Annotated in this window: 22 protein-coding genes; 13 read left to right on the top strand and 9 right to left on the bottom strand. The window is 68.9% G+C overall.

Annotated features, from left to right (window positions below; translation table 11 throughout):
- Positions 1-39: 39 nt before the first annotated feature.
- Positions 40-1335: a sugar isomerase gene (locus HBH26_RS03730; protein ID WP_168133256.1), complete on the bottom strand. Its 1296-nt coding sequence runs from the start codon at positions 1333-1335 to the stop codon at positions 40-42.
- 71 nt (positions 1336-1406) lie between these two features.
- On the bottom strand, positions 1407-3578 hold the full coding sequence (locus HBH26_RS03725) for a bifunctional rhamnulose-1-phosphate aldolase/short-chain dehydrogenase (RefSeq protein WP_168133255.1): 2172 nt from the start codon (positions 3576-3578) through the stop codon (positions 1407-1409).
- 50 nt (positions 3579-3628) lie between these two features.
- On the opposite strand from HBH26_RS03725, the gene HBH26_RS03720 reads away from it, so the two are divergent.
- The 4 genes from HBH26_RS03720 (at position 3629) to HBH26_RS03705 (ending at position 8159) form a co-directional block, all read left to right on the top strand.
- Positions 3629-5047 carry an FGGY-family carbohydrate kinase gene (locus HBH26_RS03720; RefSeq protein WP_338057226.1) on the top strand — a complete coding sequence of 473 codons (1419 nt, stop codon included), beginning with the start codon at positions 3629-3631 and terminating at the stop codon, positions 5045-5047.
- On the top strand, positions 5044-6207 hold the full coding sequence (lldD, locus tag HBH26_RS03715; RefSeq protein WP_168133254.1) for an FMN-dependent L-lactate dehydrogenase LldD: 1164 nt from the start codon (positions 5044-5046) through the stop codon (positions 6205-6207). Before HBH26_RS03720 ends, lldD begins: the two co-directional genes overlap by 4 nt.
- Positions 6204-7292, top strand: coding sequence for an L-rhamnose/proton symporter RhaT (rhaT, locus tag HBH26_RS03710; RefSeq protein WP_168133253.1), 1089 nt, complete (start codon positions 6204-6206; stop codon positions 7290-7292). The genes lldD and rhaT overlap by 4 nt, the downstream gene beginning before the upstream one ends.
- Before the next feature lie 75 nt (positions 7293-7367).
- Complete coding sequence (locus tag HBH26_RS03705) at positions 7368-8159, top strand: DeoR/GlpR family DNA-binding transcription regulator (protein WP_168133252.1); 792 nt, start codon at positions 7368-7370, stop codon at positions 8157-8159.
- A 420-nt stretch (positions 8160-8579) separates the two neighbouring features.
- On the opposite strand, the gene HBH26_RS21000 is transcribed toward HBH26_RS03705, so the two are convergent.
- The 3 genes from HBH26_RS21000 to HBH26_RS03695 form a co-directional block, all read right to left on the bottom strand.
- Positions 8580-8702 carry a hypothetical protein gene (locus HBH26_RS21000; RefSeq protein WP_275402933.1) on the bottom strand — a complete coding sequence of 41 codons (123 nt, stop codon included), beginning with the start codon at positions 8700-8702 and terminating at the stop codon, positions 8580-8582.
- Between the two features lie 148 nt (positions 8703-8850).
- The gene (locus HBH26_RS03700; RefSeq protein WP_168133251.1) at positions 8851-9882 is read right to left on the bottom strand and encodes a phytase; all 1032 of its coding nucleotides are present in this window, start codon (positions 9880-9882) and stop codon (positions 8851-8853) included.
- The gene (locus tag HBH26_RS03695) at positions 9879-12701 is read right to left on the bottom strand and encodes a TonB-dependent receptor (protein ID WP_168133250.1); all 2823 of its coding nucleotides are present in this window, start codon (positions 12699-12701) and stop codon (positions 9879-9881) included. The genes HBH26_RS03700 and HBH26_RS03695 overlap by 4 nt, the downstream gene beginning before the upstream one ends.
- Before the next feature lie 385 nt (positions 12702-13086).
- Between HBH26_RS03695 and HBH26_RS03690 the strand changes: the two genes are divergently transcribed.
- From HBH26_RS03690 to csgH, 6 genes are all read left to right on the top strand, one after another.
- Positions 13087-13527: a curli assembly protein CsgF gene (locus HBH26_RS03690; RefSeq protein WP_338057225.1), complete on the top strand. Its 441-nt coding sequence runs from the start codon at positions 13087-13089 to the stop codon at positions 13525-13527.
- A 1-nt stretch (position 13528) separates the two neighbouring features.
- Positions 13529-14530: a CsgG/HfaB family protein gene (locus tag HBH26_RS03685; protein WP_168133249.1), complete on the top strand. Its 1002-nt coding sequence runs from the start codon at positions 13529-13531 to the stop codon at positions 14528-14530.
- Between the two features lie 259 nt (positions 14531-14789).
- Entirely contained in the window at positions 14790-16232 is a 1443-nt protein-coding gene (locus HBH26_RS03680; protein WP_168133248.1) for a hypothetical protein, read from the top strand.
- A 143-nt stretch (positions 16233-16375) separates the two neighbouring features.
- Positions 16376-17026: a hypothetical protein gene (locus HBH26_RS03675; RefSeq protein ID WP_168133247.1), complete on the top strand. Its 651-nt coding sequence runs from the start codon at positions 16376-16378 to the stop codon at positions 17024-17026.
- Positions 17023-17673, top strand: coding sequence for a hypothetical protein (locus tag HBH26_RS03670; protein WP_168133246.1), 651 nt, complete (start codon positions 17023-17025; stop codon positions 17671-17673). The genes HBH26_RS03675 and HBH26_RS03670 overlap by 4 nt, the downstream gene beginning before the upstream one ends.
- Before the next feature lie 26 nt (positions 17674-17699).
- Positions 17700-18053, top strand: a complete 354-nt coding sequence (gene csgH, locus HBH26_RS03665; RefSeq protein ID WP_168133245.1) for a curli-like amyloid fiber formation chaperone CsgH — start codon at positions 17700-17702, stop codon at positions 18051-18053.
- Positions 18054-18089: 36 nt separating this feature from the next.
- Here the strand turns inward: csgH and HBH26_RS03660 are convergent, their stop codons facing one another.
- The 3 genes from HBH26_RS03660 to HBH26_RS03650 form a co-directional block, all read right to left on the bottom strand.
- Positions 18090-19619, bottom strand: coding sequence for a glycosyl hydrolase (locus tag HBH26_RS03660; RefSeq protein WP_168133244.1), 1530 nt, complete (start codon positions 19617-19619; stop codon positions 18090-18092).
- 186 nt (positions 19620-19805) lie between these two features.
- Entirely contained in the window at positions 19806-20438 is a 633-nt protein-coding gene (locus tag HBH26_RS20580) for a PEPxxWA-CTERM sorting domain-containing protein (protein WP_168133243.1), read from the bottom strand.
- 98 nt (positions 20439-20536) lie between these two features.
- Positions 20537-21418 (bottom strand): glycosyltransferase family 2 protein, encoded by an 882-nt coding sequence (locus HBH26_RS03650; protein ID WP_168133242.1) that lies wholly within the window; start codon positions 21416-21418, stop codon positions 20537-20539.
- Positions 21419-21687: 269 nt separating this feature from the next.
- Here HBH26_RS03650 and HBH26_RS03645 point away from each other — a divergent pair, with 269 nt between their 5' ends.
- Positions 21688-22803 (top strand): glycosyltransferase, encoded by a 1116-nt coding sequence (locus HBH26_RS03645; protein ID WP_168133241.1) that lies wholly within the window; start codon positions 21688-21690, stop codon positions 22801-22803.
- Between the two features lie 52 nt (positions 22804-22855).
- Here the strand turns inward: HBH26_RS03645 and HBH26_RS03640 are convergent, their stop codons facing one another.
- A complete protein-coding gene (locus tag HBH26_RS03640; RefSeq protein ID WP_168133240.1) occupies positions 22856-23788 on the bottom strand; it encodes a glycosyltransferase family 2 protein in 933 nt (310 codons plus the stop codon).
- Positions 23789-23894: 106 nt separating this feature from the next.
- On the opposite strand from HBH26_RS03640, the gene HBH26_RS03635 reads away from it, so the two are divergent.
- Both HBH26_RS03635 and HBH26_RS03630 read left to right on the top strand, forming a co-directional pair.
- Positions 23895-25358, top strand: coding sequence for an oligosaccharide flippase family protein (locus HBH26_RS03635; protein WP_168133239.1), 1464 nt, complete (start codon positions 23895-23897; stop codon positions 25356-25358).
- Complete coding sequence (locus tag HBH26_RS03630; RefSeq protein ID WP_168133238.1) at positions 25355-26503, top strand: glycosyltransferase family 2 protein; 1149 nt, start codon at positions 25355-25357, stop codon at positions 26501-26503. Before HBH26_RS03635 ends, HBH26_RS03630 begins: the two co-directional genes overlap by 4 nt.
- The last annotated feature ends 99 nt before the right edge of the window (positions 26504-26602 follow it).

Below are 26602 nucleotides of genomic sequence, written 5' to 3'. Positions count from 1 at the left end.
AGACCTGTGCTTGCGACAAGGGCGCGCGCCCGAAGATCACTACACGATGCCGGCGCCCAGACCGACCGGCTTGCGCTCCTGCGCCTTGCGGTCGCGCCATCCGGATGCGCGATAGGCCGCGATGACGTCGCAGGCGCCTCCCGCCTCGACCCGCGCCTTCGCCACGATCGGCGTCACGTCGACGGTGTACGCGCGGCGCAGCGCCTGGAACGCCATCGTCACGTCGTCACGGTCCTGCGCGTCGTGCAGTGCGTCGCGATCGACCAGCAGAGCCTTGGCGTAGCATTGGACGATCGCCTCGGCCGAGACGAGCATGCTCTCGATCGGATCGGTGACGTTGTGCGACTGGTCGATCATGTAGGCCGGGTCGAACCCGTCACGCGGATTGCGTTCCGCCTCGATCAGCTCGTTGAAGACGAGGAAGAGCTGGTGCGGGTTGATCGAACCCGAATCCAGGTCGTCGTCGCCGTACTTGCTGTCGTTGAAGTGGAAGCCGCCGAGCTTCCCGAACCGGTGGAGCCGGGAGACGATCTGCTCGATGTTCACGTTCGGCGCGTGATGACCCAGATCGACCAGGCACTTGGCCTTGGGCCCGAGCTCCTGCGCGGCGAGGATCGACGTTCCCCAGTCCTGGATGACGGTCGAGTAGAAGGCCGGCTCGTACATCTTGTGCTCGAGCAGCATCCGCCAGTCGTCGGGAAGGGCGGCGTAGATCCCCGACGCGGAGTCGAGATAGCGGTCGAACTGCCGCCCCAGGTCCTGCTGGCCGGGGAAGTTGGTGCCGTCGCCGATCCACACCGTGAGATCGCGGCTGCCCAGCTTGCGGCCGATCTCGATGCATTCGACGTTGTGCTCAACGGCCTGGGCGCGCACCGCTGCGTCGGACGAGGTCAACGAACCCGTCGCATAGCTGTGCGGCTGACCCGCCTGGTCCTGGAAGGTGTTCGAGTTGATCGCATCGAACCCGAGACCGAGCTCCGCGGCCTCCTCACGCAGTCCCACGTAGTCGTCGACCGTGTCCCACGGGAGGTGCGGGCTCACCCGCGGGGTAACGGTCGCGAGCTGCTGGACGACGGCGCAGTCCTGCAGCTTCTCGTGGATGTTGGTCGGCTCCCCCGCCAGCGGGAACTTGGCGAAGCGCGTGCCCCCGCGGCCCGCACCCCAGGTCGGGATCGCGACGGAGAAGGCGGCCACTTTCGCGACAGCCGCCTCGGCGTCGACGCCTCGCCGGGCCAGTTGCCGGCACAGATGGTCGTAGTCGCGGTCCAGATCGTTGACGTGTTTCGCATTGAGGTCGGCGATCTGATCGGCCGACAGCGGCGGCTTGGTCGCCATCCTTCTTCCCCTCTCCTGAGCCGGGAGGCGTCGGGCACCGCGAACGACGCCCGAGCCCCCCCCTTACACCGTCAGCGCGTGAACGCCTGGGCGTTCCCGGCGTCGACGTTGATCATGTTCCCGGTCGACTTCGCCGACGCATCCGACGCGAGGAAGTAGACCGCCTCGGCGACGTCCTGCGGAAGCACGTCGCGCTTCAGCATGGAGCGCTTGCGATAATGCTCCTCCAGCTCGGCCCCTGCGTCGATGCCGTGCGCCCCGGCGCGCTCCTGTCGCCAGTCACCATCCCAGATCCGGGAGCCGCGGATCACGGCATCCGGGTTGACGGTATTCACTCGGATGCCGTGCGGAGCGCCCTCGAGCGCAAGGCAGCGCGCCAGGTGGAGCGATGCCGCCTTGGCCGAGGCGTAGGCCGACGCGTTCGTCGCCGCGGCGATGCCGTTCTTCGAGCCGATGAACACGATGGCGCCGCCGTTCTGCAGCTTCATTATCGGGAACGCCGCCTTGGCGGTGAGGAAGTATCCTTCCGCCAGGACGTCGTAGTTTCGGCGCCAGAGCTCGACGGTCGTCTCCTCGATCGGTGCCGAGGAAGCGATGCCGGCGTTCGCCACCAGGATGTCGACGCCGCCGAACTCGCGCGCGGCGGTCGCGAATGCCTCCGCGATCTCCGCCTCGTCGGTCACGTCGCAGACGGCGGACCGCACCACGTCCCGGCCGAACCCGCCGGCGAGTTCGACGTGCTTCTGATCGAGCAGATCGCCGGCCTGGTCGAGCAGGACCACGCAGGCACCGTCGCGCAGCATGCGCTCGGCCGTGGCGAAGCCGATCCCGCCGGCGCCGCCGGTCACGACGGCGATGCGGCCGGCGAGAGGCTTGGGCTTGGGCATGCGCTGCAGCTTTGCCTCCTCGAGCGCCCAGTACTCGATGTCGAACGCCTCCTGCTCGGGCAGTCCCTGGTAGGTGCCGATCGCCTCGGCGCCCCGCATCACGTTGATGGCGTTGCCGTAGAATTCGGAAGCGAGCCGCGCCGTGGTCTTGTCGGCGGCAAAGGTGATCATGCCGATGCCCGGCACGAGGATGACGACCGGGTTCGCGTCGCGCTGCGCAGGATCGGTGGGACGCGCGCAGCGGGTGTAATAGCCGGCGTAGCCGGCGCGGTAGTCCGACACCCGGCCAGCGAGGTAGGCGTCGTCCTCGAGGCGGGCGGGGTCGAGCGTCAGTGGCGCGATCTTGGTGCGAAGGAAGTGATCCGGGCAGGAGGTCCCGATCGGCGCCAGCCTCGCGACGTCCGCCGATCCGACGAACTCGAGCGTCTCCGCCCGGTCGTCGAAGTGGCCGACCTTGCCGCGACCGGTCAGCAGCCCGCGCAGGCGCGGCATGAGCGCCGCGGCGACGGCGGCCCTCTCGTCGGCAGGGCGCGCCGCGACGGCGCGACCGCCGAACGCCGGGCGACCGGCCAGCTTGCCGTTCAGGTAGCGGGCGGCGTCGGCGATCAGGCCGATCGTGTTCTCGTAGCAGGCGCGGCCCTCGTCCGCCCAGCAGATCAGGCCGTGACCGGCGAGGATGGCGCCACGCGATTGAGGATTGGCGGCGACATAGTCGCGGATCATCACGCCCAGCTCGAAGCCGGGGCGCTTCCACGGGATCCACCCGACGGCGTCGCCCCAGATCTCGCGCGTCGCAGCCTCGCCCTCGGAGGAAGCGGCGAGCGCGATCACCGCGTCGGGGTGGACGTGGTCCACATGCTTGAAGGGCAGCAGGCCGTGCAGCGGCGTGTCGATCGAGGACGCGCGCGAGTTGAGGTTGAAGGTGCAGTGGGGAAGAAGGTCGACCATGTCGTCCTCGTGCTCCACGCCCCGGTAGAGCCGCTCGGTCGCGCGGAACTTGTCGAGGTAGAGCGTCGCGAAGCCGTCGAGCTTCATCGAGCCGATGTCGCCGCCCGATCCCTTGACCCAGAGGACCTTCACGGTCTCGCCCGTCAGCGGGTCGATCTCGTCCAGCTTGGCCGACGTGTTCCCACCGCCGAAGTTGGTGATCGTCAGGTCCGATCCGAGCAGGTTCGAGCGGTAGAGCAGCAGGCGCTCGGGCGTCAGGGACGACGCCTCGGCCTCGTCCCAGCGGCTCTCGGGGATGGCGAAGGGAATGGCCGCATCCGCAGCCGTGGAACTGGACTGGTCGAGCACGTCCTGCACGATGAACCTCTCCGGTGGAATTTGATCGCCCGCTACCGCGAGGACTGGCATAATTCAATCAGTTTCGATAACAAGCAATCATAATCACGTAAGGAGGGGTCGTGGACGGCAGTCTCGTAGCGGTGCTCGACATCGGCAAGACGATGGCCAAGCTGACGCTGTGGACGAGAGCGGGAGAGCTGGTGGCTCGCGAAACCCGGGCCAACGATCGGCCCAGGACCGATGGCTATGCCACGCTCGACGTCGAGGGGATCGAGACCTGGCTCTACGGCGCGCTCGGCCAGTTCGCGACCATGGGCAGGATCGGTGCGATCGTGCCCGTCGGGCACGGTGCCGCCGCCGTCGTCGTGCGCGACGGGTCCATCGTCATGGCACCGATGGACTACGAGCATGCGATCGATCCCTCGATCCGTGCGGAATACGACCGCCTTCGCGCACCGTTCTGCGAGACGGGATCGCCCGCGCTGCCCGACGGGCTCAATCTGGGCGCGCAGCTCTACGCGCTCTCGCGGCTGGAGCCCGACCTGCTCACGGGCGGATCCCGGATCCTGCTTTGGCCGCAATACTGGGCCTGGCGCCTGTGCGGCGTCGCCGCCTCGGAGGTGACCAGCCTGGGCTGCCACACCGACCTCTGGAATCTCTTCGATGGCGGCCCGTCGCGCCTGACCCGCGCGCTGGGCTGGGCGGAGGCTCTTCCGCCGCTGCGGAGCGCCGCCGACGTCTTGGGAACGATCGGCGTCGAGTGGCGCGAGCGCTGCAGCCTGCCTGCCGACACGGCGATACACTGCGGCCTGCACGATTCGAACGCCGCGCTGCTCGCCGCGCGCGCCTTTCCCGAGCTGGCCGGCGGGGAGTCGACCGTGCTGTCGACGGGTACGTGGTTCGTCGCGATGCGGTCTCCGGCCCCGGGCAGCGGTCTGCCGGAAGAAATGTCCGGGGCCCGCGACTGCCTCGTCAACATCGACGCCTACGGCCAGCTCGTGCCGAGCGCCCGTTTCATGGGCGGGCGCGAGATCGAGCAGCTCATCGGCCTCGACACCCGGCGCATCGACATCAAGCCCGATCAGCCCGAGCTGCTCGCGGCCGTTCCGGGCGTCGTCGAGAGCGGCGCAACGCTGCTGCCGACCTTCGCGGCGGGCGTCGGCCCGTTTCCGCACCATCGCGGCCGGTGGATGTGCGAACCCGACGACGCGTTCGCGAAACGGGCGGCCGTATCCCTCTACGCCGCGCTCGTCGCGGACGCGTCTCTCGACCTGATCGGCGCGTGCGACCGCATCCTCGTGGAGGGACGATTCGCCGAGGCCGAGGTGTTCGTCCGCGCGCTGGCGGCGCTGAGGCCGGGAGACGCGGTCTACCGTGCCAACGCCCATAACGACGTGTCGTTCGGCGCCCTGCGATTGCTGGCCCCTGCGCTGCGACCGGCCGGAGCGCTCGAGCCCGTCCGGCCGCTCGCGGGCGATCTCGACGGCTATAGGGCCGGCTGGCGAGCCGCGATCGACCGGATGGAGGTGGCCGCATGAAGGCCGCGTCGACGCTTGACTACCGCGAACTCGCGAGGCGACGGCTTCCGCGTTTCCTCTTCGAGTACATCGACGGCGGCAGCTACGCCGAGCAGACGCTGAGGCGGAACGTCGCGGATCTCGCCGACATCGCGCTCAGGCAGCGGGTGCTGAACGACGTCTCCCGGCTCGATCTCACCACCCAACTCTTCGGCAGCAGGCTGTCGATGCCGGTGGCGCTGGCGCCGATCGGCCTGGCGGGCATGAATGCCCGGCGGGGCGAGGTGCAGGCGGCACGCGCGGCGCGCGACGCCGGCGTCCCGTTCTGCCTGTCGACGGTGTCGGCGTGCCCGCTCGACGAGGTGGCGGCAGCGGTCGCCGACCCCTTCTGGTTCCAGCTCTACATGATCCGGGATCGCGGCTTCATGCGGGCGCTGCTCGCGCAGGCGCGCGAAGCGGGATGCTCGGCGCTGGTGTTCACGGTGGACATGCCGGTGCCCGGATCGCGGTATCGCGACTACCGGTCCGGGCTGGCCGGAGCATCGGGTCTTCTCGGCTCATTGCGGCGGGCATTCCAGGCCGCGATCCGTCCTTCCTGGGCCTGGGACGTCGGAGTCCGGGGACGCCCGCACAGCCTGGGCAACGTGGCCCCCGTACTCGGCCGGAACAGCGGGCTCGAGGACTTCTTCGCCTGGATGCGAAACAACTTCGATCCCACCGTGTCGTGGCGGGACCTGGACTTCATCCGGGCGGAGTGGAGCGGGCCGCTCGTCATCAAGGGCATCCTCGACGCCGAGGACGCGCGCCAGGCCGCCGCCCTGGGCGCCGACGGCATCGTCGTCTCCAACCATGGCGGACGTCAGCTCGACGGCGTGCCCTCGACCGTGCGGGCCCTGCCCCCCATCGTGGACGCGGTCGGCGACGCGCTCGCCGTCCTCGCCGACGGCGGGGTGCGGTCGGGCCTGGACGTGGTTCGCATGCTCGCGCTCGGCGCGCGCACCGTGCTGCTCGGGCGCGCCTGGGCCTACGCGCTCGCCGGCGGCGGGGAACGCGGCGTCCGGCACATGCTCGCGCTGGTCGAGGCGGAGATGCGCGTCGCCATGGCGCTCACGGGTGCGACCAGCATCGACGGAATCACAACGGACATCCTGGTCAAGGATGCCGACCGGAGGGGGCAGTGATGGGCAATCCGCTACTGGGCGTCGTCTTCCACTGGCTGGGCGGACTGTCCTCCGCCAGCTTCTACGTCCCCTACAAGCGCATCCGCGGTTGGTCCTGGGAGATCTTCTGGATCGTCGGCGGGATCTTCTCGTGGGTCGTGGCGCCATGGCTGTTCGCCTCCCTGCAGACCCGCGATCTGGCCGGCGTATTGTCCCGCACGCCCGGCGACACGCTGGGCTGGTGCTATTTCTGGGGAGCGATGTGGGGCCTGGGCGGCCTCACGTTCGGCCTGACCATGCGCTACCTGGGGTTGTCGCTCGGCATGGCCGTCGCGCTGGGCCTCACCACCGTCATCGGAACGCTGGGACCGCCCATCTTCCGTGGCACCTTCGGGGAGCTCGCCTCGACCGGCAGCGGCCGTGTGACCCTCCTCGGCATCCTCGTCACCCTCCTCGGGATCGCGATCGTCGCCCATGCGGGGCGGATGAAGGAGCGGGAAGCGGATGACGGCGGCGCCGACGCCGGCGTCGCGGAGTTCGACCTGAAGAAGGGCTTCGGCATCGCCATCTTCTCGGGCGTCCTGTCCGGCTGCTTCGCCTGGGGGCTCGATGCGGGGCAGCCCATTCGCGATCTGACCGTCGCCGCCGGCACCGCGCCCCTGTGGCAGGGACTTCCGGTGCTCTGCGTCGTCCTGGCCGGAGGCCTCACCACCAATCTGGTCTGGTGCGCCTACCTCATCGCGCGCAACCGCAGCGTCGGGGAGCTCGCCGGCAGGCCGGCTGCCCGGGCGGACGCTGCGGCCGCATTCCCGGCCGCCAGGATCCCGCTGCTCCGGAACTACCTCCTCGCCGCCCTCGGCGGCACGCTCTGGTATTTTCAGTTCTTCTTCTACACGATGGGCGAAAGCCAGATGGGACGGTTCGGCTTCTCCAGCTGGACGCTCCACATGGCGTCGATCATCCTGTTCTCCACCCTGTGGGGGTTCGCGTTGCGGGAATGGGCCAGCGCGTCGTCGCGCACCCGCCGCACCGTCTGGACGGGCATAGGGACGCTCGTCATGTCGACGGTCGTGATCGGATCCGGCAACATGCTGGCGGCCGGATGATCGAAGTTGCTTGATCCGGTGCAACCGACAGCCGAGAAGATCAGGACGACCACTGATCGGGACGGCGACGGCTTCATGCATGCGGAGGAACGCGAACGCCTGATCCTGGCAGCGATGGCCGACAACGGCTTCATCGCCTACCGGGCGCTCGAGGCGCGGCTGTCCGCTTCGCCCGCCACCATCCGGCGCGACCTGGCGCGCCTCGAGGGCGAGGGACGCATCGAGCGCGTGCGCGGCGGCGCGAAGCTGGCGCAGGATGATCTCCCGGTCGCTCCGCCCGCTCCCTCGGCCGCGCTCCTCGGCACACCGTTCGAGCAGTCGATCGGCCAGAACACCGAGCAGAAGCGGGCGATCGGGCGGGCCGCCGCCGCGCTCTGCCGCCCCGGCGAGGGCGTCATGATCGACGGGGGGACCACGACCTTCCAGATGTGCCCGCATCTCGAGAGCCTGGGCCTTCAGGTGCTGACCAACTCGCTGCACATCGTGTCCGCTCTCCTGCCGCAGCAGGGCACCAGGATCCTGGTGCCCTCCGGCGCGGTGTTCAGGGAGCAGAACATCATCCTCGCTCCCGCCGGCGAGGACAGCATGCCCCGGTTCCACGCTCCCAAGCTCTTCATGGGTGCGGCATCGATCGGCGCGCAGGGCGTGATGCAGGCCGACGTCATCCTCGTCGCGGCCGAGCGACGGCTGGTCGATCGCGCGGACGAGGTGATCGTCCTCGTCGACAGCTCCAAGTTCGCGACCTCGTCGGGGAACGTCGTCTGCGACCTGGAGGAGATCGACACGCTCATCACGGACGCGGCCATCGGGGATCGCGACGCGGCGATGATCGAGAAGGCCGGGGTGAGGCTGATCATCGCCGAATGAGGCCGACGGCAGCGGCGTCGCCTGCCGGTCTGCCCCCCCCCCGGGTCAGGCGCGGGGGCTCCCGATCGTCCGTCCTTCTCGCGGACGCGCCAAGGGCTGAACCGGTTCATCGGCGACTGCCGTCGGCGGAACACGATGTCCGTGATGATGAGCGACGGTCGTATTACCGACTGATGGTTTCCGCCCGCCGGGCGGCAGCGGACCCCGCAACCCACCCGCGACCATTCGGGCCCGGGCCAGCGGATCAGACCGATGGCGCGGTCTTTCGCCGATGTTTCACCTTTACCATGGCGCACCGCGTGCAGCGATGGACGAAGGTTCCCTCGCGGAACGTGGCCTTCTTCACCAGGCGGTGAAGGCCCAACCGGCACCTGATCGACATGTACGCCCCCTACAACGGGGCGCCGTTCTATGATCGGGTCACAGCTTCAGCAAGACCTGCACCAGCGCCAGCCAGAGACAGGCGCTGAACGGTGCGGCGACCATCATCCCGCGCAACAGGCCGTCCTTGGCGGCGATCGGCATTCGGCTCGGTTCGCGCATACGCGCCCTCTCCCGTGCCGCATCGATCCTTATGAGGACATGATCCCTACGGCACCGTTATGCCACCGGCTCTCGTGTCGATGACTTGTCAGTGTCACAAAGCCTCAGATCGTCAGCCGTTCCATCACGGTCGCGACGGGCGCGCCGGCTACCGCAGCCCCAGCGCCTTCCGCACCTTCGCCCAGCTCACGTACTTGAAGTTCTGCGTGTCGGGCGCGTTGTCGCCATCCTGCGCCACGAACAGCCCCTGGGGATAGGCCGGGCCGAAATCACCGAGCGCCAGTTCGATGCCGTCGGTCTCGCCGGTCCCGTCGATTGCCCCGCCCGCGATGCGGAAGCGGCCAGCGTAGGTGACCGCGGGCAGGCGATAGAGCGTATAGGCGTTGTCGCCCTGGCTGGAGACGACCAGATAGCCGCCGTCGCGACCCTTGGGCGCCAGCGCCAGCCCCTCGGCGTCGGCGACGAGGGTGCGACCGTCCACGCGGGCGACCGGCGTCGCCCCGGCGGGAGTGGAAGCCGGCGCGCCCGGGTCCGCGGCGAAGCGCCACAGGCCGACGTCCTCCTCCGCGACGTAGAGGAGGCCGGTACGGTCGTCGACGACGCAACCCTCGGCCTGCGTCCCCAGCTTCAGGCTGCGCACCGTCGTCACCCGCGGCGTCGCCGCGGCCGTGTCGATCGCGACCTGGTCGATCCGGCCGTCCTTCATCACGACGAAGCCGAACAGCGCCTTGTCCTTGGCGCGCGTCCACAGGCACATCCCGTACGCCTCGCCCGAACCGACCGGATGGCGGCCGAGCGGCACCAGCCGCGCCGCCGCGGTGTCGAGCGCGAACAGCGCAACATGCGCCTGCGCCACGTCCGCGCGGTCGCTCGCCGCGACGATCACGCGCCCGCCCACCTCGCGCAGGTCCACGTTGTTGAGTCGCGCGGCGGGGGTGAAGGACAGCCGCCTGCCCGACAGGTCGTGGACGTGGATCCCCGCCTTCTTGTCGGTGCCGATCACCAGACTGCGCGCCGGATCGCGGCGATTGCGCCAGATCGCGGGATCGTCCGCGGCGTCCTGCGCGGTGTCGACGGGGTCCGTCTCCGCGCTGGCGGGGACGTTCGGTGCCTCGGCAGGGGGCGGCGCGGGCAGGCTCGCGCAGCCGGCCAGCAGCAGAAGGGGGAGCGTGCGCCTCACAGCTTCACCCGCACGCCGCCGAACAGCGTGTAGCCGAACTTCTCATACTCGTATGTCCGCTCCCTGATGCCGTAGTAGCGTACGCCGGCGGTGTTCGTCAGGTTCTTGCCCTCGGCGAACAGGTTGATCGCGGGCGTCAGCTGCACGCTGCCCGTCACGTCGAGCTGGCCGCGCCCTTCCCAATAGAGGTCGAGCGTCGGGTCCTCGGCGTTGATCTCGTCGAGATAGTCGGAGCGCTTGGTATAGGATACGCGCAGGTTCACCGGCCCGCGCTCGTAGAACAGGCTGGCGTTCCACATGTGCTTCGACTGTCCGGGCAGCGCGAAGGTCTGCCGCCCTTCGTAGGGCTGCGCCAGCCGCGCGTCGCCGTCGGTGTAGGTGTAATTGGCGAACACGCCGAACCCGCCGAGCAGGCCGGGGAGGAAGCCGAACTGCTGCTGCCAGTTCACCTCCACGCCGTAGAGCTTGCCGTCGGGCGCGTTCTCCGGCCGGGTCAGCCGCGCGGTGCGGCCGTCGACCGCCCCGTCGCGGGTGACGGTGTAGCGATAGTCGGTCAGGTCCTTGTAGAAGGCGCTGACGGCCAGGATGCCGAGCGGGCGGATATAATATTCGATCCCCGCGTCGGTGTTGTTCGACAGCGTGGGGCGCAGCGCGGGGTTGCCGGACTGGACGACCAGCACGCCGTCGTCCTCGACCAGGGTGCGGGGCACGACGTCGACGAAATTGGGCCGGTTCAGCCCGCGGGTCAGCGCCACCCGGCCGATCAGGTTGGGCGTGAACGCCTGCCGCAGCGTCACGCTGGGGAAGAATTCGACATAGTCGCTCTTCGCCGTCGCCTCGCCGTAGCGGTCGGCGTCCGCGTCGTAGGTGGGCGTCGTGCCGCGGAAGGTGGTGCTCTCCATGCGCAGGCCCGCGACGATCGTGGTGGAATCGAAGACGAAGCGTCCCTGCAGGAACGTCGCCAGCACCTTCTCCGTCACGCGATAGTCGGCGATGACGCTGTCGGGCAGGCGCCGGGCGGAGCCGGGGCGGGCGGCGTCGAAATAGGCGTCGGCCGCGTCGGGATCGATCGTCTCGCCCAGGTCGTAGCCGAAGTTGCGCGAGGGATCGCCGCTGAGCAGCGCGGAGAGCGGCTGCGCCGGCGCGGCGCCGGCGGCACGGTTGCGGAAGCGCTCCTCGTCGGCGTCGACGGTGCGGGCGCGATACTTGCCGCCGACGCTCAGCGTCGCCTCGCCGCTGCCCAGCTCGGCCGGCACGTCGGCGCGCAGCTGCGCGATGAACGTGTCGTTCCGCGTCGTGTTGGAGCGGAAGGTGTTCTCGTAGAAGCCGTAGCGGTCGACCTGAAGATGCTCGCCGGTCTGGAACAGCGAGTAGGACGGCAGGTCCGCATCGCCGCCGAAATCGTACGAGACGGTCGGCCGAAGCGTCGAGCGGTAGAGCAGCTCGTTGCGATTGGGATAGGTCTGGTCCGAAGTCGTGTAGGCCACGTCGTAGCTCAGCAGCCCCTCGCCAAGCCGATGCTCGCCTCCGCCGACCACGGACAGGATCTCGTTCACCTGCGTGCGGTGGCGCACCTGCTTGTTCAGGCGGACGCGATCGAAGGTGGCGGCGCGGTCGGTCGCGCCAGCGCGCACCGCGCCATCCTCGAACACGATGCCCAGGCGGTTGCGATACTCGTCGTCCTCAAAACGCGCGTAGGAGCCGCGGACGTAGAGGCGATGCCCCTCGGCCGGGCGCCACTCCGCCGCGCCGGTGCCGGCGATGCGCTCGCGCGTGGTGTCGTAATCCTTGAACAGCGTTTCGGCGACGAGGTAGCGGTCGCCGTCGCGGGTCCAGCCGTTCTCGACGTTGTCGGGCATCCGCCGCGTGCGCGAGTAGCTGCCGGAGAGGAGCAGGCCGAACTGGCGGTCGGCGCCGAAGCGGTCGCTGACGGCGGCACTGGCGCGATAGTCGCTGGTGTCGCCGAACTGGTTGTAGCTCGCCCCCGCCATGCCGGTGAGCGCGAACCCGCGGCGATCGAAGGCGGAGCGGGTGGTGATGTTCACCGCGCCGGAGATGGAATCGGCGTCCTGCGAGGGCAGCAGCGACTTCGTCACCTCGATGTTGGCGACGATGTCCGACGGCAGGGTGTCGAGATCGACGGCGCGGGTGGTGGGGTCGACCGACGCGATCTCCACCCCGTCCACGCTGATCGCGCTGAACTCCGCGGGCGCGCCGCGCACGTTGATGTAGCGGCCCTCGCCCTGGTCGCGCTCGATCGCGATGCCGGGCGCACGCTGGAGCGCCTCGGCGATGTTCGGATCGGGAAAGCGGCCGATCGCGTCGGCCGACAGGATGGTGACGGTGTTGTCCGCCTGGCGCTGCTGATTCAGCGCGCGGGCGGTGTTGTCGAGCAGCGAGGCACCGGTCACGACGATGTCGCCGTCGGACGCGCCCGCGGCGGGCAGCGTGATCGACACTGCGCGCCCGCGCTCCGCCGCGCCGACGGTGCGCGTGGCCGGGGGGCGGCCGAGATAGTCGATCGTCAGCACCACCTCCCCCGCCGCGTCCGGCGCGGCGACGGTGAACTCGCCCTGCAGGTTGGTGGTCGCGCTCGCCCCTGTCGCCTCCACGACGATGCGCGCGCCGGGCAGCGCGGCGCCGGTCGCGTCGTACAGGCGGCCGGAGACGCTGGGTCCGGTGACGGGCGCCGCATCGGCCGCAGGCGTGTCGGCGGGATCCGCCGAGTCGGCCCGCGCGGGGGCGGCGCCGGTGGCGACGGCGAGTGCGATCAGCGAGGCCCCCGCGAGCGCGCGGAAGCATGAGGTGGCGGCGTTCATGGATGTGCTCCCCCGGTGAGCCCTGTGACGCCGACGCTCGCGGCGCCGGCTGTTCGTTGCGGCGCCTTGGCGGGGGTTTGTTACGCTGGCGTGCGGTTTCGGTGACGGGCGTGTGACATGCCATTATCACCGTTTCGGTCCGGCGCCTTTGCGACGCGCCGTCGCCAACCTTTGTGATAAGGCCGTATTTGCACGATGTTAGCTGAAGGTTTCCGATGTACCCTTTTGGGAAACCAGCAATTTATGTAAGAAAAAGCAGATTGCTCCGCCCGTGGAAAGCCATGAATAGGGCGTTAACGCGGACAGCCCGGGGGGGGTAATCAACGTCCGCGCACCGGGGGGGATTCAGAACGTGCGCGAACACGGTCGGACGGGCGTGAGAAGCGTGTCCATACTTCGTCGATGCTGCGCCGCCATGCTGGCGATGTCGCCATGCGCCGTCGGCATCATTCCGGTCGGCGCGCTGGCGCAGGACATGACGTACCAGCCGATCAATCCCACGTTCGGCGGCAATCCGTTCAACTCGTCGCACCTGCTGGGCCTGGCGAATGCGCAGAACGATCGCAAGGATCCGACCGCGACCAGCAGCAACAGCGAGGCGGACGTCTTCGCGCGCCAGTTGCAGTCGCGGCTCCTGTCCGCCCTGTCGTCGCAGATCGTCGACGCGATCTTCGGCGAGAACCCGCAGCAGAGCGGCACGATCAGCTTCGGCGGGCAGACGATCAACTTCGTCCGCGACCTGGAGAACGTGACGCTGACGATCACGAACGACGGGACGGGTCAGGTCACCACGATCGTCGTGCCGATCTTCCTGAAGGTGAACTGACGTGCGTGCGCTGGCTTTCCTTCTCGGCGGAGCGCTGCTGCTGTCGGGCTGCACCACCGTCGGGCGTCTGGCGGACCTGCCGGAGACCTCGCCCAACGCCGTTTATCCGCGCAAGACGCAGACCCAGCTGGCGCTGGAGGCACTGCCCGCGCCGCAGCGTCCCGTCGCGGTGGCAGTCTACGGCTTCACCGACCAGACCGGCCAGTTCAAGCCCAGCGAGACCGGACAGACGCTGAGCCGCGCGGTGTCGCAGGGCGGCGGCTCGATCCTCGTCAAGGCGCTGCAGGACAGCGGCCGGCGCCAATGGTTCACGATCATCGAGCGGGAATCGCTGAAGAACCTGTTGTCGGAGCGCCAGATCATCCGCGAAATGCGCGAGCGCTACCTGGGCGAGACGGGGGTGAACGCCCAGGCGCTGCCTGCACTGCTGTTCGCCGGCGTCCTGCTGGAAGGCGGCGTGATCGGCTACGACAGCAACACCGTCACCGGGGGCGCGGGCGCCGGCCTGCTGGGAATCAGCGCGCGTACGCAATATCGCCAGGACACTGTCACCGTGTACCTGCGCGCCGTGTCGGTGCGCACGGGCGAGGTGCTGACCACCGTCACCGCGTCGAAGACGATCGCCTCGCGCTCGCTCGGCGCCAACGCCTTCACCTACGTCGCCTTCAAGGAGATCCTGGAGGCCGAACTGGGCGTCACCACCAACGAACCCGACCAGCTCGCGCTGCAACAGGCGATCGAGAAGGCGCTCTACGGCCTCGTCATGGAGGGGATCGACCTGAAGCTGTGGAACTTCGCCGACCCGGCGCGGGGCCAGGCGCTGCTCGACGCCTATCACCGCGAGCGGGACGGCGGCGTCCCGGCGGCGAACGTCGTCGCGGCGATGCGCCGCGCGGCGGAGGCCAAGCCGGAGCGCAGCACGTCACGCCTAGCGCTGGCCGCCGACCGCGGCCGGGGCGGCGATGCCTCGCCGTCGGCGGCGAACGTGACACAGGGGAATTAGGCTCCGTGCACCGCATCGGGACGATCGCATCCCGGGGCGCGGATCCTGAAAGAAGATCGACGGGCGGGCTGGGCGCCTAGTCGGCAAGTGAGTGTTCCAGCCCGGTCGGAGGCGGCGTTGCAGCGCCGGAGCCGATCGGAATGACCGCGAAGAGAAGACGCGCCGGGCGAGCCCGGCGCGAGGAAATGAGTGCATCTGTTCCATGTTGGCCCTTGCAGGGGCGGCATGGTTTCTAATCCTCTTGCTAGGACTAACAACCATGAAAAATGTTTCGTTCTTCGCCTCCGTCTCGGCAGCCGCGCTGCTGATCGCCGGCTCGGCCTCCGCGCAGCGCAACAACTCCAACGTGACGCAGACCGGCACGTCGAACGACGCCACGGTCGAGCAGGGCGGCTTCAAGTCGGTGTCGAACGTCACGCAGAGCGCGGTCGGCAACGAAGCCACGATCGACCAGAACGGCGCCAAGACCGGCTCGCGTTCGGACGTGTCGCAGACCGGCAGCGAGAACAACGTCCAGGTCAAGCAGGCCGACGACGGCAGCGCCCTGGACAGCGCACCGATCAGCGTCTCCACGGTGAATCAGGGCGGCAGCGAGAACAACGCGGAAGTGCTGCAGGATACCGCCACCTTCCAGCTCCGCTCCAATTCGACCATCACGCAGCAGGGCGAGCGGAACTTCGCGTCCGCCACGCAGTATGACGATGGCCAGAACTCGACCATCCTGCAGACCAGCAGCGACAACACTGCCGTCGTCAAGCAAGGCGACAAGGCGCTGGCGGCGACCGACGGATCGTGGGGCAATACCTCCACGGTGACGCAGCAGGGCAGCAGCTTCAACCAGGCGTACGTGACGCAGGGCGGCCGCTTCGGTCGCAGCGCGCTGCTGCAGAACGGCTTCGACAATCTGGCCGCCGTCGACCAGGCGGGCGACTCCCAGCAGTCGGACGTGGTCCAGACCGGCGCCCGCAACGACGCCGACGTCGATCAGATCGGCTCGGGTAACGCCTCCGACATCGCGCAGACCGCGAGCGACACCGGCGCCATCGTCGACCAGCGCGGTTCGGGCCAGTCCTCGCAGGTCATCCAGACCCGCAACAACGTCCGCGCCGACGTGCGCCAGGCGGGAGCAAGCAACGACTCGTACGTCAACCAGGGTGCCCGCAGCACGGACGTCTATCCGGACAACGACAGCACCTACGCGCAGGTGCGCCAGGACGGCACCAGCAACGTCTCGACGATCGAGCAGACCGGTCGTGACCAGTGGGCCTTCGTCGATCAGGTGGACGGCGCTCGCAACAACGAGTCGGTAGTGGCGCAGATCGGGACCTATCAGACCGCCTACGTGCGTCAAACGGGCAATCGCAACACGTCCGACGTGTCGCAGGGCGGCGCCACCAACGCCAACAACCTGGCGACCGTCACGCAGGAGGGCTTCCGCAACACCTCGTACGTCGGGCAGACGAGCAACAACAGCGAGGCCGAGGTCTCCCAGAGCGGCGACCGCAACGAGTCGGGTATCGTCCAGCTGGGTACCGGTCAGTACGCGTCGGTCGAGCAGACCGGCAGCGACAACATCTCCGGCGTCTCGCAGGCCGGCCGCGGCAACGAGGCGATGGTGCTGCAGAGCAGCAGCAACAACAACTCGTGGGTGTCGCAGAACGGCAACAACAACTACGCCAACGTGACGCAGGGCACCAAGTAAGCGACGGTGCCGGGGCGGTCCCTCACGGGATCCCCCGGCCTCGTGCCCGCATCTCGGGACGCGACCCATCGTGACGCCGCGGCGCCGCGATGCTATCGTCCGACATGCGGGCACGTCCTTTTTCTTTCGCGGGACATGACACCATGCGCCAACGCCTGAACCCGGGCGCCGCCCTTGCCACGCTGGCCGCCGCCCTCGCCGGTGCCGTGCCGGCCATCGCACAGCAGCACGGCGCATCTCTTCCCGTCGATATCGCCGTCCCTGCCCCTGCTTTCGAGGGGCGCAGCGTCTACGTGTCGCAGATCGGCACCGACAACGCCGCCACGGTGCGGCAGCAGGCGGCGCGCGCGCGGGTCGACGCGACGCAGCGCGGCCACGGCCATGTGCTCGAGGCGACGCAACGCGGCACTGGCGCGGCCTACGCCTGGGTGCGGCAGACGGGGACGACGCAGCAGGCGACGATCGCGCAGGACGGCACCGCCCCCGCGACGCTGCTGCTCGACCAGTCGGGCGCCGGCAATATCGCCAAGGTCGACCAGGCGACGACCGGTGCGCTCTACAACGGCGCCGCCATCACCCAGGCCGGCGCCGACAATCGCCTGTCCTTGGCGCAGACGGGCAGCGACAATCGCGCCGTGCTGACACAGCAAGGCGACCGCAACACGATGAACCCGGTGCAGGAGGGCAACGGCAACCGTCTGATCTGGACCCAGCACGGCAACGGCTTGCCCGACCTGGGCATTGTGCAGCAGGGCGCCGGGGTCATGTCGATCACACAGACGGGCGGCCTGTGACGCTCGCTTCGCTTCTCCTGCTGCTCGCCGCGCCGGGTCAGGCCGCCGAGCGCGACGTCGATCGCGCGCTACTGTCCCCGCCATCGGCGCCGCGCGACGTGCGCTCGGACCAGATCCTTCCCGACATCACCGGCGCGCGCGCCACGACGGCCTCGCAAGTCAGCACCGGCCCGCGCTCCGCGCTGCCCACCCGTCAGCTGAGCGATGGTCGCAGCGCCGAGGCGTCCGAGCCGCTGTCGCGCCCGGCGGACGGGCGCGGCGTGCCGACCGCCCGTGTCGTCGGACAGGACCGCTGCGATCCGTCGGCCGGCAACGCGGGCGTCCCCGTCTGCGTCCGGCCGATCGAGACCCGCGCCCGCGACTATGCGCGACCCGATCCGCTGGTGCTGTCGCCCGAGCAGCGGCTGCTGGTCGACCAGCGGCTGCGCGCCGGGCAGCCGTCGGGCAGTCCCTTCGCACCGCGACCGGACGACGCGGAGAAGGCGGATCCCGCCAGTCCGCAGGCCCAGGCGGTCGCCGCGATCGTGCGTCGCGACGACGATGCCGCCGCCGCGGCCGCCGTCGCCCCGGGCGCGCTGCCCGCCGGGGTCTCGCCCGAGGCGCTGGTGGTGATCGACGCCATCCTGAACCAGACGCCCCCGCGCTGAGGGTTCGCAACCGGAAGGACTGAGCCATGGACCCGTCGGTATTGATCGCCGCCACGCTGGGCGCCATCGCCGCCCCGGCGGAACAGGCGCCCCCGCCGCCGCCCGACGCGCCGATCACGCTGGTGACGGAGGCGGTCGCGACGGGGGTGAAGGTGCAGGTGGTGGGGCGTGCCGCCACGGGCGTAGCGGCGCGCTACTCGCTGGAGGTGTCGAGTGCGGGCAGCCGCACCGTCCAGCGCGGCAGCGTCCGCCTGCGCCCGGGCGAGACGACGATCCTGCTGACGTCGACCCTGGGCGGCGACCGCCGCCGCGCCTGGACCGCGCAACTGCGCGTCGAGCCGGAAGGGGCACCCGCCTATCAGGTGAGCCGCAGCTCCTGAGCGGGGGCCGCCCCTGCCCCGGTGCGGCCCCCTGGCTCAGGGGTTGACGAAGCGGGTCCAGGCCGCCGCGGTCGCCGACTTGGCGGGCACGTCGGTGAAGCGCCACTTGCCGTCGCTTGCGTCGTAATCCCATATCACGACGTGATCGACCGTCCCGCCGCGGCGAACGAAATCGGCCAGCCGCGCGCCGAGGTAGGCGGGGAATTCGGGATCGTCGGCCGGCCCTGTCTTCACGTTGTCGCCGCCGACGCCCGTCTCGCTGATCGCGAACGGCTTGCGCCGCGCCAGCGCGAACTCGAGCGCCTGCACCATGCCCCATCCGCTGCCCCGCGCGGTCCACTCGGTCGCACCGGGGAAATCCCAGTAATGGATGCGGTTGACCGGGTTCTTCGACCATTCGAGCAGGTTGGCGGCCTTTGGACCGTTCGACCAGTCGACCAGGCTGAGCGGGTACATCGTGCTGTAGATGTCCGACGAGATCACGTCGACATACTCGTCCCCCGGGTAGGACCCGATGACCGAATTGCCGTTCCAGTTGATATTGGCGGGGTTCCACACCACCAGCACCTTCACGCCCGGCACGTCGTGCAGGACGTCCGCGACGTGCGCGAAGGCCTGCTTCCACAGGTTCAGCGTCTCCGCGTCCTTGCCGAAATTATCGGGCATGAAATTGCCGTTGAATTCGTAGGAGATGCGGAAGCGAAGCTCCTTGTAGCCGTTGTCGCGCCACGCCGCGACGACGTCGCGATAGACCTGGTCGTGCTTGCCGGAGATGATCTCGCGGAAGGCGTCGTTCTGCCGGTTCCAATAGGCGTTGGTCGACAGCTTGATGCCGATCACCGGCTTCATGCCCGCCACCCGCTCCGACTTGTTGAACGACCAGGCGAACCAGCTGGCGTTGCCGGCCCATTCCTTCCAGTCCTTGCTGAAATCGGTGAACGTGCCGAAGAACTGCGGCTGCCGGCGCAGCTGGCGCACTGACGCGTCCCAGCGCGACTGGAACAGCGCCATGGCGGTGGCATCGTTGCCGTGCGGGTTGCCGACGTACAGGCCGTAGGGCGGGCGCCACGCACCGCTGCCGGGCAGGGGCGACGAAGCGGCCACCGCGTTGACCAGCAGCGTCGCGGACGCGGACGCGCTGCCGCCCGCACCGGTGCAGGTCAGGGTGTAGGTGTGGCTCCCCGGCGAGCCCGCCGTCACGCTGCCGCTGCCGGCGGCATCCCGGCTTCCGCTCCACGCGCCCGTCGCCGTGCAGGAGTTCGCGTTGGTGGACGTCCAAGTCAGCGTCGCGGGGGCGCCGGTCACCGCCTCGGCGGCGTTGAGCGAGAGCGCCACGGTGGGGGCGACCACGACCGGCGGCGCGGCGACGGGCGCATCCGCGCTCTCCGCGCTCTCCGCGCCGCACGCGGCGGTCGCCAGGGACAGGAGGGAGAGGAGCAGCGCCGGGCCTTTCCGGCGCGCCGCGCGCGTCCGATCGTGGTCAGGAGTCCCATCGATAGGGTTAAAGGGATCGCGCGGGAAGCCGCGGTCGCGATCGACCGTCCCGGTTCCGAGATCAACTGACATGCGCATGACGTTTCCGAGGAGCTGGATGCAGGGGTGCGGGACGCCGGGACTGCGGGGCCGCGGCAGCGCCACTCGGAAAGGGATACGGGAATAGGGTGAACAAACTCCTTTCGGGAAAGGGAAAAGGACAAAGAGAAGGGGCCGCCGACCAAGGGTCGGCGGCCCCCAGTCCCGTCGGGAAAACCATCAGGCGGTCGCAATAGCCAGACGCCCGGTGCGACGGCGAAGCGCCCCGCCAACCGCGCCGAAGCCCAGGATCATCAGCGCCCAGGTGGCCGGCTCCGGCACGCCGTTGGCGGCCAGGTTGTCGAACTCGAACGAATTGTCTGTCGAGGTGAACGTCGCGCCGACCATGCGCGGACCGGTACCCGCGTTGTAGGTGACGAGGCCGTTGCTGGTGGCGGAGCCGGTGCTGCCGCTGGTGAAGGCGCCGCCGCCCTTGATGTCGCCGCCTGCGAGCGAGAGCGACGTGCCGTCCTCGAAGCTCAGGAGGAGCGTGTTGTACGTGTCGAGCGAGCCCAGCACGAACGAGAAGACGCTGCTGGCGGCGAAGGCCACCGAGTAGCTTCCGTTCGCCAGGACCGCGGCGAAATTGCCCGAGCTGCCGAAACCGGGACGCGAGGCCGTGCTCCCCGACGAGCTGTACACGAAGGCATCCGTGCCGATGGAGCTGCCGCTCGTCAGCGAGTCGTAGTTCTGGAATACGGTGGTGCCGGCGGCGTTGCCGCCCTGTCCGCCGTTGAAGGTGATGACCGGCGCCGCCGAGGCGGGGACCGCCGCCGCGCCGAGCGCGACGGCCGCCATGATCGCGTATCGCATGTGTCTCTCCCTTTTGATCGACAAGAAAACCTTGCCCGAAGATGAACGCAATACAGCATCGTTGGTGCCGTGGCTTGTACGTAAGCGTCACTAAAGGGTTAAGATTTCGCTCGCCGCACGACAATTCGCGCCAGTTTCCTGACATGGATCAGGTTGGGATCGAGCACCGCGGCGCGGATCGCCTGCCGGCGAGCGGCGCGCCAGTCGCCATGGCGCAGGTAGAGGCGCGTCATCACCTCGGCGTGCGCGGCACGGATGCGGCGCCGCTCGCGCGGGTCGTCCACGTCGGACAGCGCGCGCGCGAACACCGCCTCGTGTCCGGCCACGGTCTTGCCGGACTGGTGCGTGATGCGATCGTGCGGCCCGTCGTCGTAGAGGACGAGGTCGTCCGTCACCGTGGCGAACGGGCCGGCACGGCGAAGGCGCAGGTACAGGTCCCAGTCCTGGCAGCTGGGCAGCCCCGGATCGAACCCGCCGACGGCGCGCAGCACGTCCGTGCGGACCAGCGCCGAGGAGGTGCTGCCCAGCACGTTGTGGCGCCGGATCTCGTCGATGGTGAGCTCCACGGGGATGTCGTAGCTGTAGAGCGGCCGGTCGCCGTCCACCGCCAGAATGCCGGTGAAGCTGGCGACCGCGTCCGGACGCGCCCGCCATGCCGCCAGCTGGCGCTCGATCTTCTCCGGCATCCAGCGATCGTCCGAGTCGAGGAAGCCGACCAGCGCCGTCGCGGCCGCCGCCACGCCGGTGTTGCGCGCCACGTTGGCGCCGGCGTTGGCCTGCGTCCGCAGGCTGATGCGGGGATCGCGCGCGGCCAGCGCCGCCACCCGTTCCCGGCTGTCGTCGGTGGAGCCGTCGTCGACGACGATGATCGCGCCCACCGGCTCGGTCTGCGCGAGCGCGCTGGCGATCGCCTTTTCCAGCAGCGCCGCGCGATTGTAGGTGGGAATGACGACGGTGACGTCAGAACCCTTCCATCTCATCTGCAAGTCTCCAGCGCGAACAAGGATCGCACAATTCGCTTTCGCGGCGTGGGGGCGGATGCTCGCGTCCTTAGGAGGTCCAGCGGCCGGACCGCAAGGGAAGGCAAATGCGCTGGCCGCAGCACCAGCAATGAGATAAGCGCCGATGGTTAGTATCGCTCGCCCCAGGACGACGTCCGTCACCCAGGGGCGTTTGGGCAACCTCCGTTTCGAGGACCGTCTTGCGCCTAGGAATTCTTGCGTCCGAATTTCCGCCGCAACGCGGTGGCATGGAGGAGCACGCGGGCGAACTCGTTCGAGCGCTCGACGATATGGCGGACCTCACGGTGCTGACATGGCCGGACCGGCATGTCCCGCTGAGACGCGGGCGCATCATCAATCGCCTTACCGGTCGACTGCGCCGGGATGCCGAGATGATGCAGGCAGAGAAGGTCGACGCCTGGCTGGCGCTGAGCGCACCGCTGACCGCCCTGGCACCCTATGTCGATGCACCCGTTTACGGCTACGTCCACGGCAGCGATGCGCTTAAGCCCTGGATGCCGTATAATGACGCCCTCGATAAAGCGGATCGGCTGCTGAAGCGGCTGGGCTTGCCGACATCGGTCACCCCCGCATGGCGTCGTCGCAAGGTCCGCCACGGGCTCGCATCAGCGCGATTGATATTCGCCAACAGCCGTTACACGGCCGACCTTGCCCTCGAGTTCGCAGCCGTGGATCCGGCAAAGGTGCATGTCGTGCATCCGGGCGTGAATGCCGACTATCTGAGGGTCGTGCGTGAGCCCGCCGAAGGCTTGCAGATCCTGACCATCGCGCGGCTGCAGCCAGCAGCACGACGCAAGAATGTCGACGGCCTGATCGAGGCCATGGCCCTTCTGATGGACGACCTTCCGGTGAGCCTGACCGTGATCGGCGACGGAGACGATCTGCCGCGCCTGCGGGCGCTTGCAGAAGCGAAAGGCCTGGACAGGCGGGTCACGTTTACCGGTGACGCCACGCGCAGCGAGATCGGACTCCACCTTGCGCGGGCTAACGTGCTCGTTCTTGCGGTCAAGCCGACGGCGACCGACGTCGAAGGCTTCGGGATGGTCTATGTCGAGGCCGCCTGCGCCGGCGTACCATCAATCGCAGTGGCCACCGGTGGCGTCCGCGACGCCATCGAGGACGGTCATACGGGTATCCTGCTTCCAGATCCGGCTCCGCAAACCATCGCAGACGGTGTTCGTCGGTTCGCCTACACCCGGCACATGTTTCGCGAGGAACACATTCGCGAATTCGGCCGCGAGCGGACTGCGGCGCACACTACGAGGCGCCTCTGGTCGCTGATCGAAAGCGATCTGAAGCATAGCTTTGACTCATCTCGACACCAGACCCACCTGGCTGGCTGACGAACGGCTTCTTCGAAGGGGCCTGGACTACGGACCTGCTCCCGCTGACCCTTCAGGATGGCCTAATCTGCGCGCGGGCTTCCGCGTGCCATTTGCGAACGATGTCGGGGCAATCACCGAAGCGCCGCACAAGATAGTGCAAAGCCCCGAGACGAGCCGCGGCGCGGCTGTTCTTTGGAGCACTCTGCCCTGCGAGATCGATCACTTGGCGGACGGTTGATCGCCATTGCCGCAGTCGCTCGCGACGCGTGCCGTGCTTTTCTGCAAGCAGAAGCCGGTTGCGTGTGCGGAAGTAGGTTTGCAAAGGCGCCATGTAATCGCCCAGCGAAGCTGAGCCGATGTGCCGCACGCTCGACGGCTGGACCATCAGGAGAGGAAAACCGGCCGCTGCGGCACGGAGGCACCAGTCGGTGTCGTCGCAGTTGAGGTAGAAGCGCTCGTCGAGAAGACCGACGCGGTCGAAGTGGCGACGATGAGCGAAGATCGCTGCACCCTTTACCGTATAGGTCTTGGCGTATGTACTATCGCTTGGCGCGGGGTTCTTGCGGTATTGGACCGGCATCCCGGTTCGTTCGTGCCGATAGGCACCGAAGAAGTCCGCTTCGGGATCATCGACCCCGATCTGCAGCGGGCCGAGCACGGCGTCTGTCCCCGTTTCCCCCCTCGCCTTCAGCAGAGTTGCCAGGGTGTCAGGCTCAACCAAAGCGTCATTATTCAAAATGAAGACATGATCGTGACCATCGGCAAGGGCCGCCTCGATCCCGCGATTGTTGCCGCCGGTCCAACCCTCGTTCACTGGGTTCTCGATCAGCGTCACATCGCCGCCTATCCCGCGGAGTCGATCCACCGAGTCGTCGCTCGACGCATTGTCGACGATGTAGAGATGCCATGCCGCTCCTCGGGTGGCACGAAGCGCCTCGACGCAATCGAGCGTCATTCGCCAACGGTTCCAGTTGATGGTGACAACCGCTACGAAATCAGTCATTTCATCAACCTACCCACGCCCTGCCGTGGCGGCAAGTTTATATTGCACTGCAGCGCGACCCTGCTAGTCGGCGCATCTCTCTCGCAGATCGGATAATCGCAGGCCCGTGGCTTCGGACACCCCCTCGCCAACCATTCGCCGATCGCTCGCCTGGGTCGGGTTTGGGCAGGTCAGCTATTTCATTCTCACCTTCCTGGGCTCGGTCGCGGTTGCCCGCCTGCTCACACCCCACGACACAGGCATATACGCGATCGCCACCGCGATGGTCGGGCTGCTCGCCATCATCCAGGCAATGGGCCTCAACAATTTCCTGATCCGCGAGCCCGCGCTGTCGCCAGGCCTGCTCGCCACAACCTTCACCGTCAACGTGCTGGCGTCGCTGGTACTGGCGGCGCTGGTGGCGCTGGCTGCGCTGCTCGGCGGGGCTTTCTTCGGCGATCCCGGCGTTCGCGACGTGCTGCTGGTGCTCGCCCTCGTGCCGCTGCTCGGCCCGCTGTCGTTCCTGCCCAACGCCATGATGGAACGCGAGGGGCAGTTCCGCACGCTGGCGCTGATCCGCACCGGCTCCACCGCGACCGGGCTGATCCTGACCGTCGGGCTGGCGCTCGCCGGGTTCCGCTACATGAGCCTGGCCTACAGCCAGATCGCGACCACGCTCCTCACCAACCTGACGGTGATGGCGGTCGCGCGGCGCCACGTCCGCTTCCGCCTGTCGCTGGAACACTGGCCGGCGGTGTCGCGCTTCGCCGCGCAGATCTTCGCCGTGTCGGGCATCACCCGCATGGCGCAGCGCCTGTCCGACATCGCGCTGGGCAAGCTCGTCGGCCTGGGAGCGCTCGGGCTCTACACACGCGCCTCCGGCAACTTCAACATGCTGTGGGACAACGTTCACATGATCGCGACGCGCGTGCTGTTCGTCGATTTTGCGAACCGTCGTCGCGACGGGCTTCCGTTGCGCGACCGCTACCTTCAAGTGGTAAGCACCATCACCGGCCTGTTGTGGCCCGCCTTTCTTGGTCTCGCCATCCTGGCGGGCCCGTTGGTTCGCATCGTATACGGCGCACGATGGGACGGAGCAGCGGTCCCGCTCAGCTTCTTGTGCCTCGCCGGCGTACTGCTGACCTCGATCACGATGACGTTCGAGGTCTTTGTGGTCACCGGCGAGACGAAGCGCCAAGCGCGGCTGGAGGCGATACGCACGACGGTCGGCCTCGCGCTGTTCGTCGCCGGCTGCCTCCACAGCCTGGCCGCGGCCGCGCTGGCGCGGGTCGGCGACGCGCTGGTGGCGCAGTGGCTGTACCGCCGCCACCTCCACCGCCTGACGGAGACGACGCCGGCCGAGCTGCTGCGCATCTATCGCACCAGCGCGCTGACCAGCCTGCCCGCGATCCTGCCCGCCGCGGCGGTCATGGCGGCGTGGCGCTGGTCGCCCGCGGTGCCGCTGCCGGTCGTGCTCGGCGCCATCGCGGCGGGGGGAGCGGGCTGGATCGTGGCGCTGCGTGCATCGGACCACCCGTTGTGGCAGGAGGTCGCGCGCCTCTACGCACGGCGCCGGAAGGAAGGGCCATGACCGCGAGCATCGACGTCCTCATCCCGGCCTACAATGCCGCCCGCACGATCCGCTCGGCAGTGGACAGCATCCGCGCGCAGACGGTGCGCGACATCGCGATCCACGTCGTCGACGACGGGTCCACCGACGACACCGCGTCGGTCCTCGCCGGCATGGCGCAGGAGGAGCCGCGGCTGCGCGTGCACCACAAGGCCAACGGCGGCATCGTCGACGCGCTGAACCATGGCCTGTCCTTCTGCACCGCGCCGCTGATCGCGCGGCACGACGCCGACGACCTCGCCTATCCGCACCGCTTCGCCGTGCAGAAGGCGTGGCTGGACGCGAATCCCGACGCGGTCGCGGTCGGCTCCGCGGCGCGCCACATCGACGCGGACGACCGGCCGCTGGGCACCAGCGCGCGGCTCCTCCAGCCCGACCAGGCGGACCTGTTCGCGGTGCCCGCGCGCGAGCCCTATATCATCCACCCCTTCCTGATGGTGCGGCGCGATGCGGTGGAGCGGGTGGGCGGCTATCGCCACGCGCACCACGCGGAGGACGCCGATCTCTACTGGCGGCTGCTCGGCGAGGGGCGGCTGCACAACCTTCCCGACGTGCTCGGCGACTATCGGATGCATGCGGAAAGCGTGACGAGCAAGTCGATCGTCAACGGCCGCGTCGCCGCGATCGGATCGCAGCTCGCCGCCTTCTCCGCGCGTCGGCGCGCCGCCGGGCGGACCGACCTGGTGTTCGCCAGGACGCAGCAGCGCGAGCTGGAGGCGGCAGGTGCGATCGCGCCGATGGTGGAGATCGCGGCCGCCGGCATGGCCGCGGACGAGCGCGTCGCGTTCGAGGAGGCGGTCGCGGGCAAGCTGCTCGAACTGACCGGCTATCGCCCCTACGAGCTCGATCGCGGCGACGTGGACTTCGTGCGCCGCGTGGTGGACCGCGGCTTCGCGCACCTTCCCGCGCCGGCGCGCGGGGTTCAGGTGCGACGTCTGACCGGCACGGGGGCGCGGCTGGCCGCGGGGGGTCGGGTGGCCGACGGGCTGGCGCTGGTGCCGGCCGCGCTGCTGCCGCAGATGGCGGCGCGCTGGGCGATCCGCGCGCCGGTGTTCCGCGCCCTTCGCGCGCGCATGGCGCGACGCCACGGCGCGCCGGTGAAATAGACTCCGCTCAGCCTTGGGGCGGCGGTGGCACAGTCTGCTGCACCAACCCACCGCCCGCCATCCAGGCGACTGCCGATCTCGCGATAGCTGTTGTCGGGG

The organism is Sphingomonas corticis, assembly GCF_012035195.1.
Taxonomy (GTDB): domain Bacteria; phylum Pseudomonadota; class Alphaproteobacteria; order Sphingomonadales; family Sphingomonadaceae; genus Sphingomonas; species Sphingomonas corticis.
This window is presented reverse-complemented; position numbering and strand designations above follow the sequence as displayed.

What these genes read in the sequence shown, in the direction of transcription:
- HBH26_RS03730 (WP_168133256.1), bottom strand. Translation starts at nt 1,335, where the DNA reads ATGGCGACCAAGCCGCCGCTGTCGGCCGATCAGATCGCCGACCTCAAT.
- HBH26_RS03725 (WP_168133255.1), bottom strand. Translation starts at nt 3,578, where the DNA reads ATGCCAGTCCTCGCGGTAGCGGGCGATCAAATTCCACCGGAGAGGTTC.
- lldD (WP_168133254.1), top strand. Translation starts at nt 5,044, where the DNA reads ATGAAGGCCGCGTCGACGCTTGACTACCGCGAACTCGCGAGGCGACGG.
- HBH26_RS03705 (WP_168133252.1), top strand. Translation starts at nt 7,368, where the DNA reads ATGCATGCGGAGGAACGCGAACGCCTGATCCTGGCAGCGATGGCCGAC.
- HBH26_RS21000 (WP_275402933.1), bottom strand. Translation starts at nt 8,702, where the DNA reads ATGCGCGAACCGAGCCGAATGCCGATCGCCGCCAAGGACGGCCTGTTG.
- HBH26_RS03695 (WP_168133250.1), bottom strand. Translation starts at nt 12,701, where the DNA reads ATGAACGCCGCCACCTCATGCTTCCGCGCGCTCGCGGGGGCCTCGCTG.
- HBH26_RS03680 (WP_168133248.1), top strand. Translation starts at nt 14,790, where the DNA reads ATGAAAAATGTTTCGTTCTTCGCCTCCGTCTCGGCAGCCGCGCTGCTG.
- HBH26_RS03675 (WP_168133247.1), top strand. Translation starts at nt 16,376, where the DNA reads ATGCGCCAACGCCTGAACCCGGGCGCCGCCCTTGCCACGCTGGCCGCC.
- csgH (WP_168133245.1), top strand. Translation starts at nt 17,700, where the DNA reads ATGGACCCGTCGGTATTGATCGCCGCCACGCTGGGCGCCATCGCCGCC.
- HBH26_RS03660 (WP_168133244.1), bottom strand. Translation starts at nt 19,619, where the DNA reads ATGTCAGTTGATCTCGGAACCGGGACGGTCGATCGCGACCGCGGCTTC.
- HBH26_RS20580 (WP_168133243.1), bottom strand. Translation starts at nt 20,438, where the DNA reads ATGCGATACGCGATCATGGCGGCCGTCGCGCTCGGCGCGGCGGCGGTC.
- HBH26_RS03650 (WP_168133242.1), bottom strand. Translation starts at nt 21,418, where the DNA reads ATGAGATGGAAGGGTTCTGACGTCACCGTCGTCATTCCCACCTACAAT.
- HBH26_RS03645 (WP_168133241.1), top strand. Translation starts at nt 21,688, where the DNA reads ATGGAGGAGCACGCGGGCGAACTCGTTCGAGCGCTCGACGATATGGCG.
- HBH26_RS03640 (WP_168133240.1), bottom strand. Translation starts at nt 23,788, where the DNA reads ATGACTGATTTCGTAGCGGTTGTCACCATCAACTGGAACCGTTGGCGA.
- HBH26_RS03630 (WP_168133238.1), top strand. Translation starts at nt 25,355, where the DNA reads ATGACCGCGAGCATCGACGTCCTCATCCCGGCCTACAATGCCGCCCGC.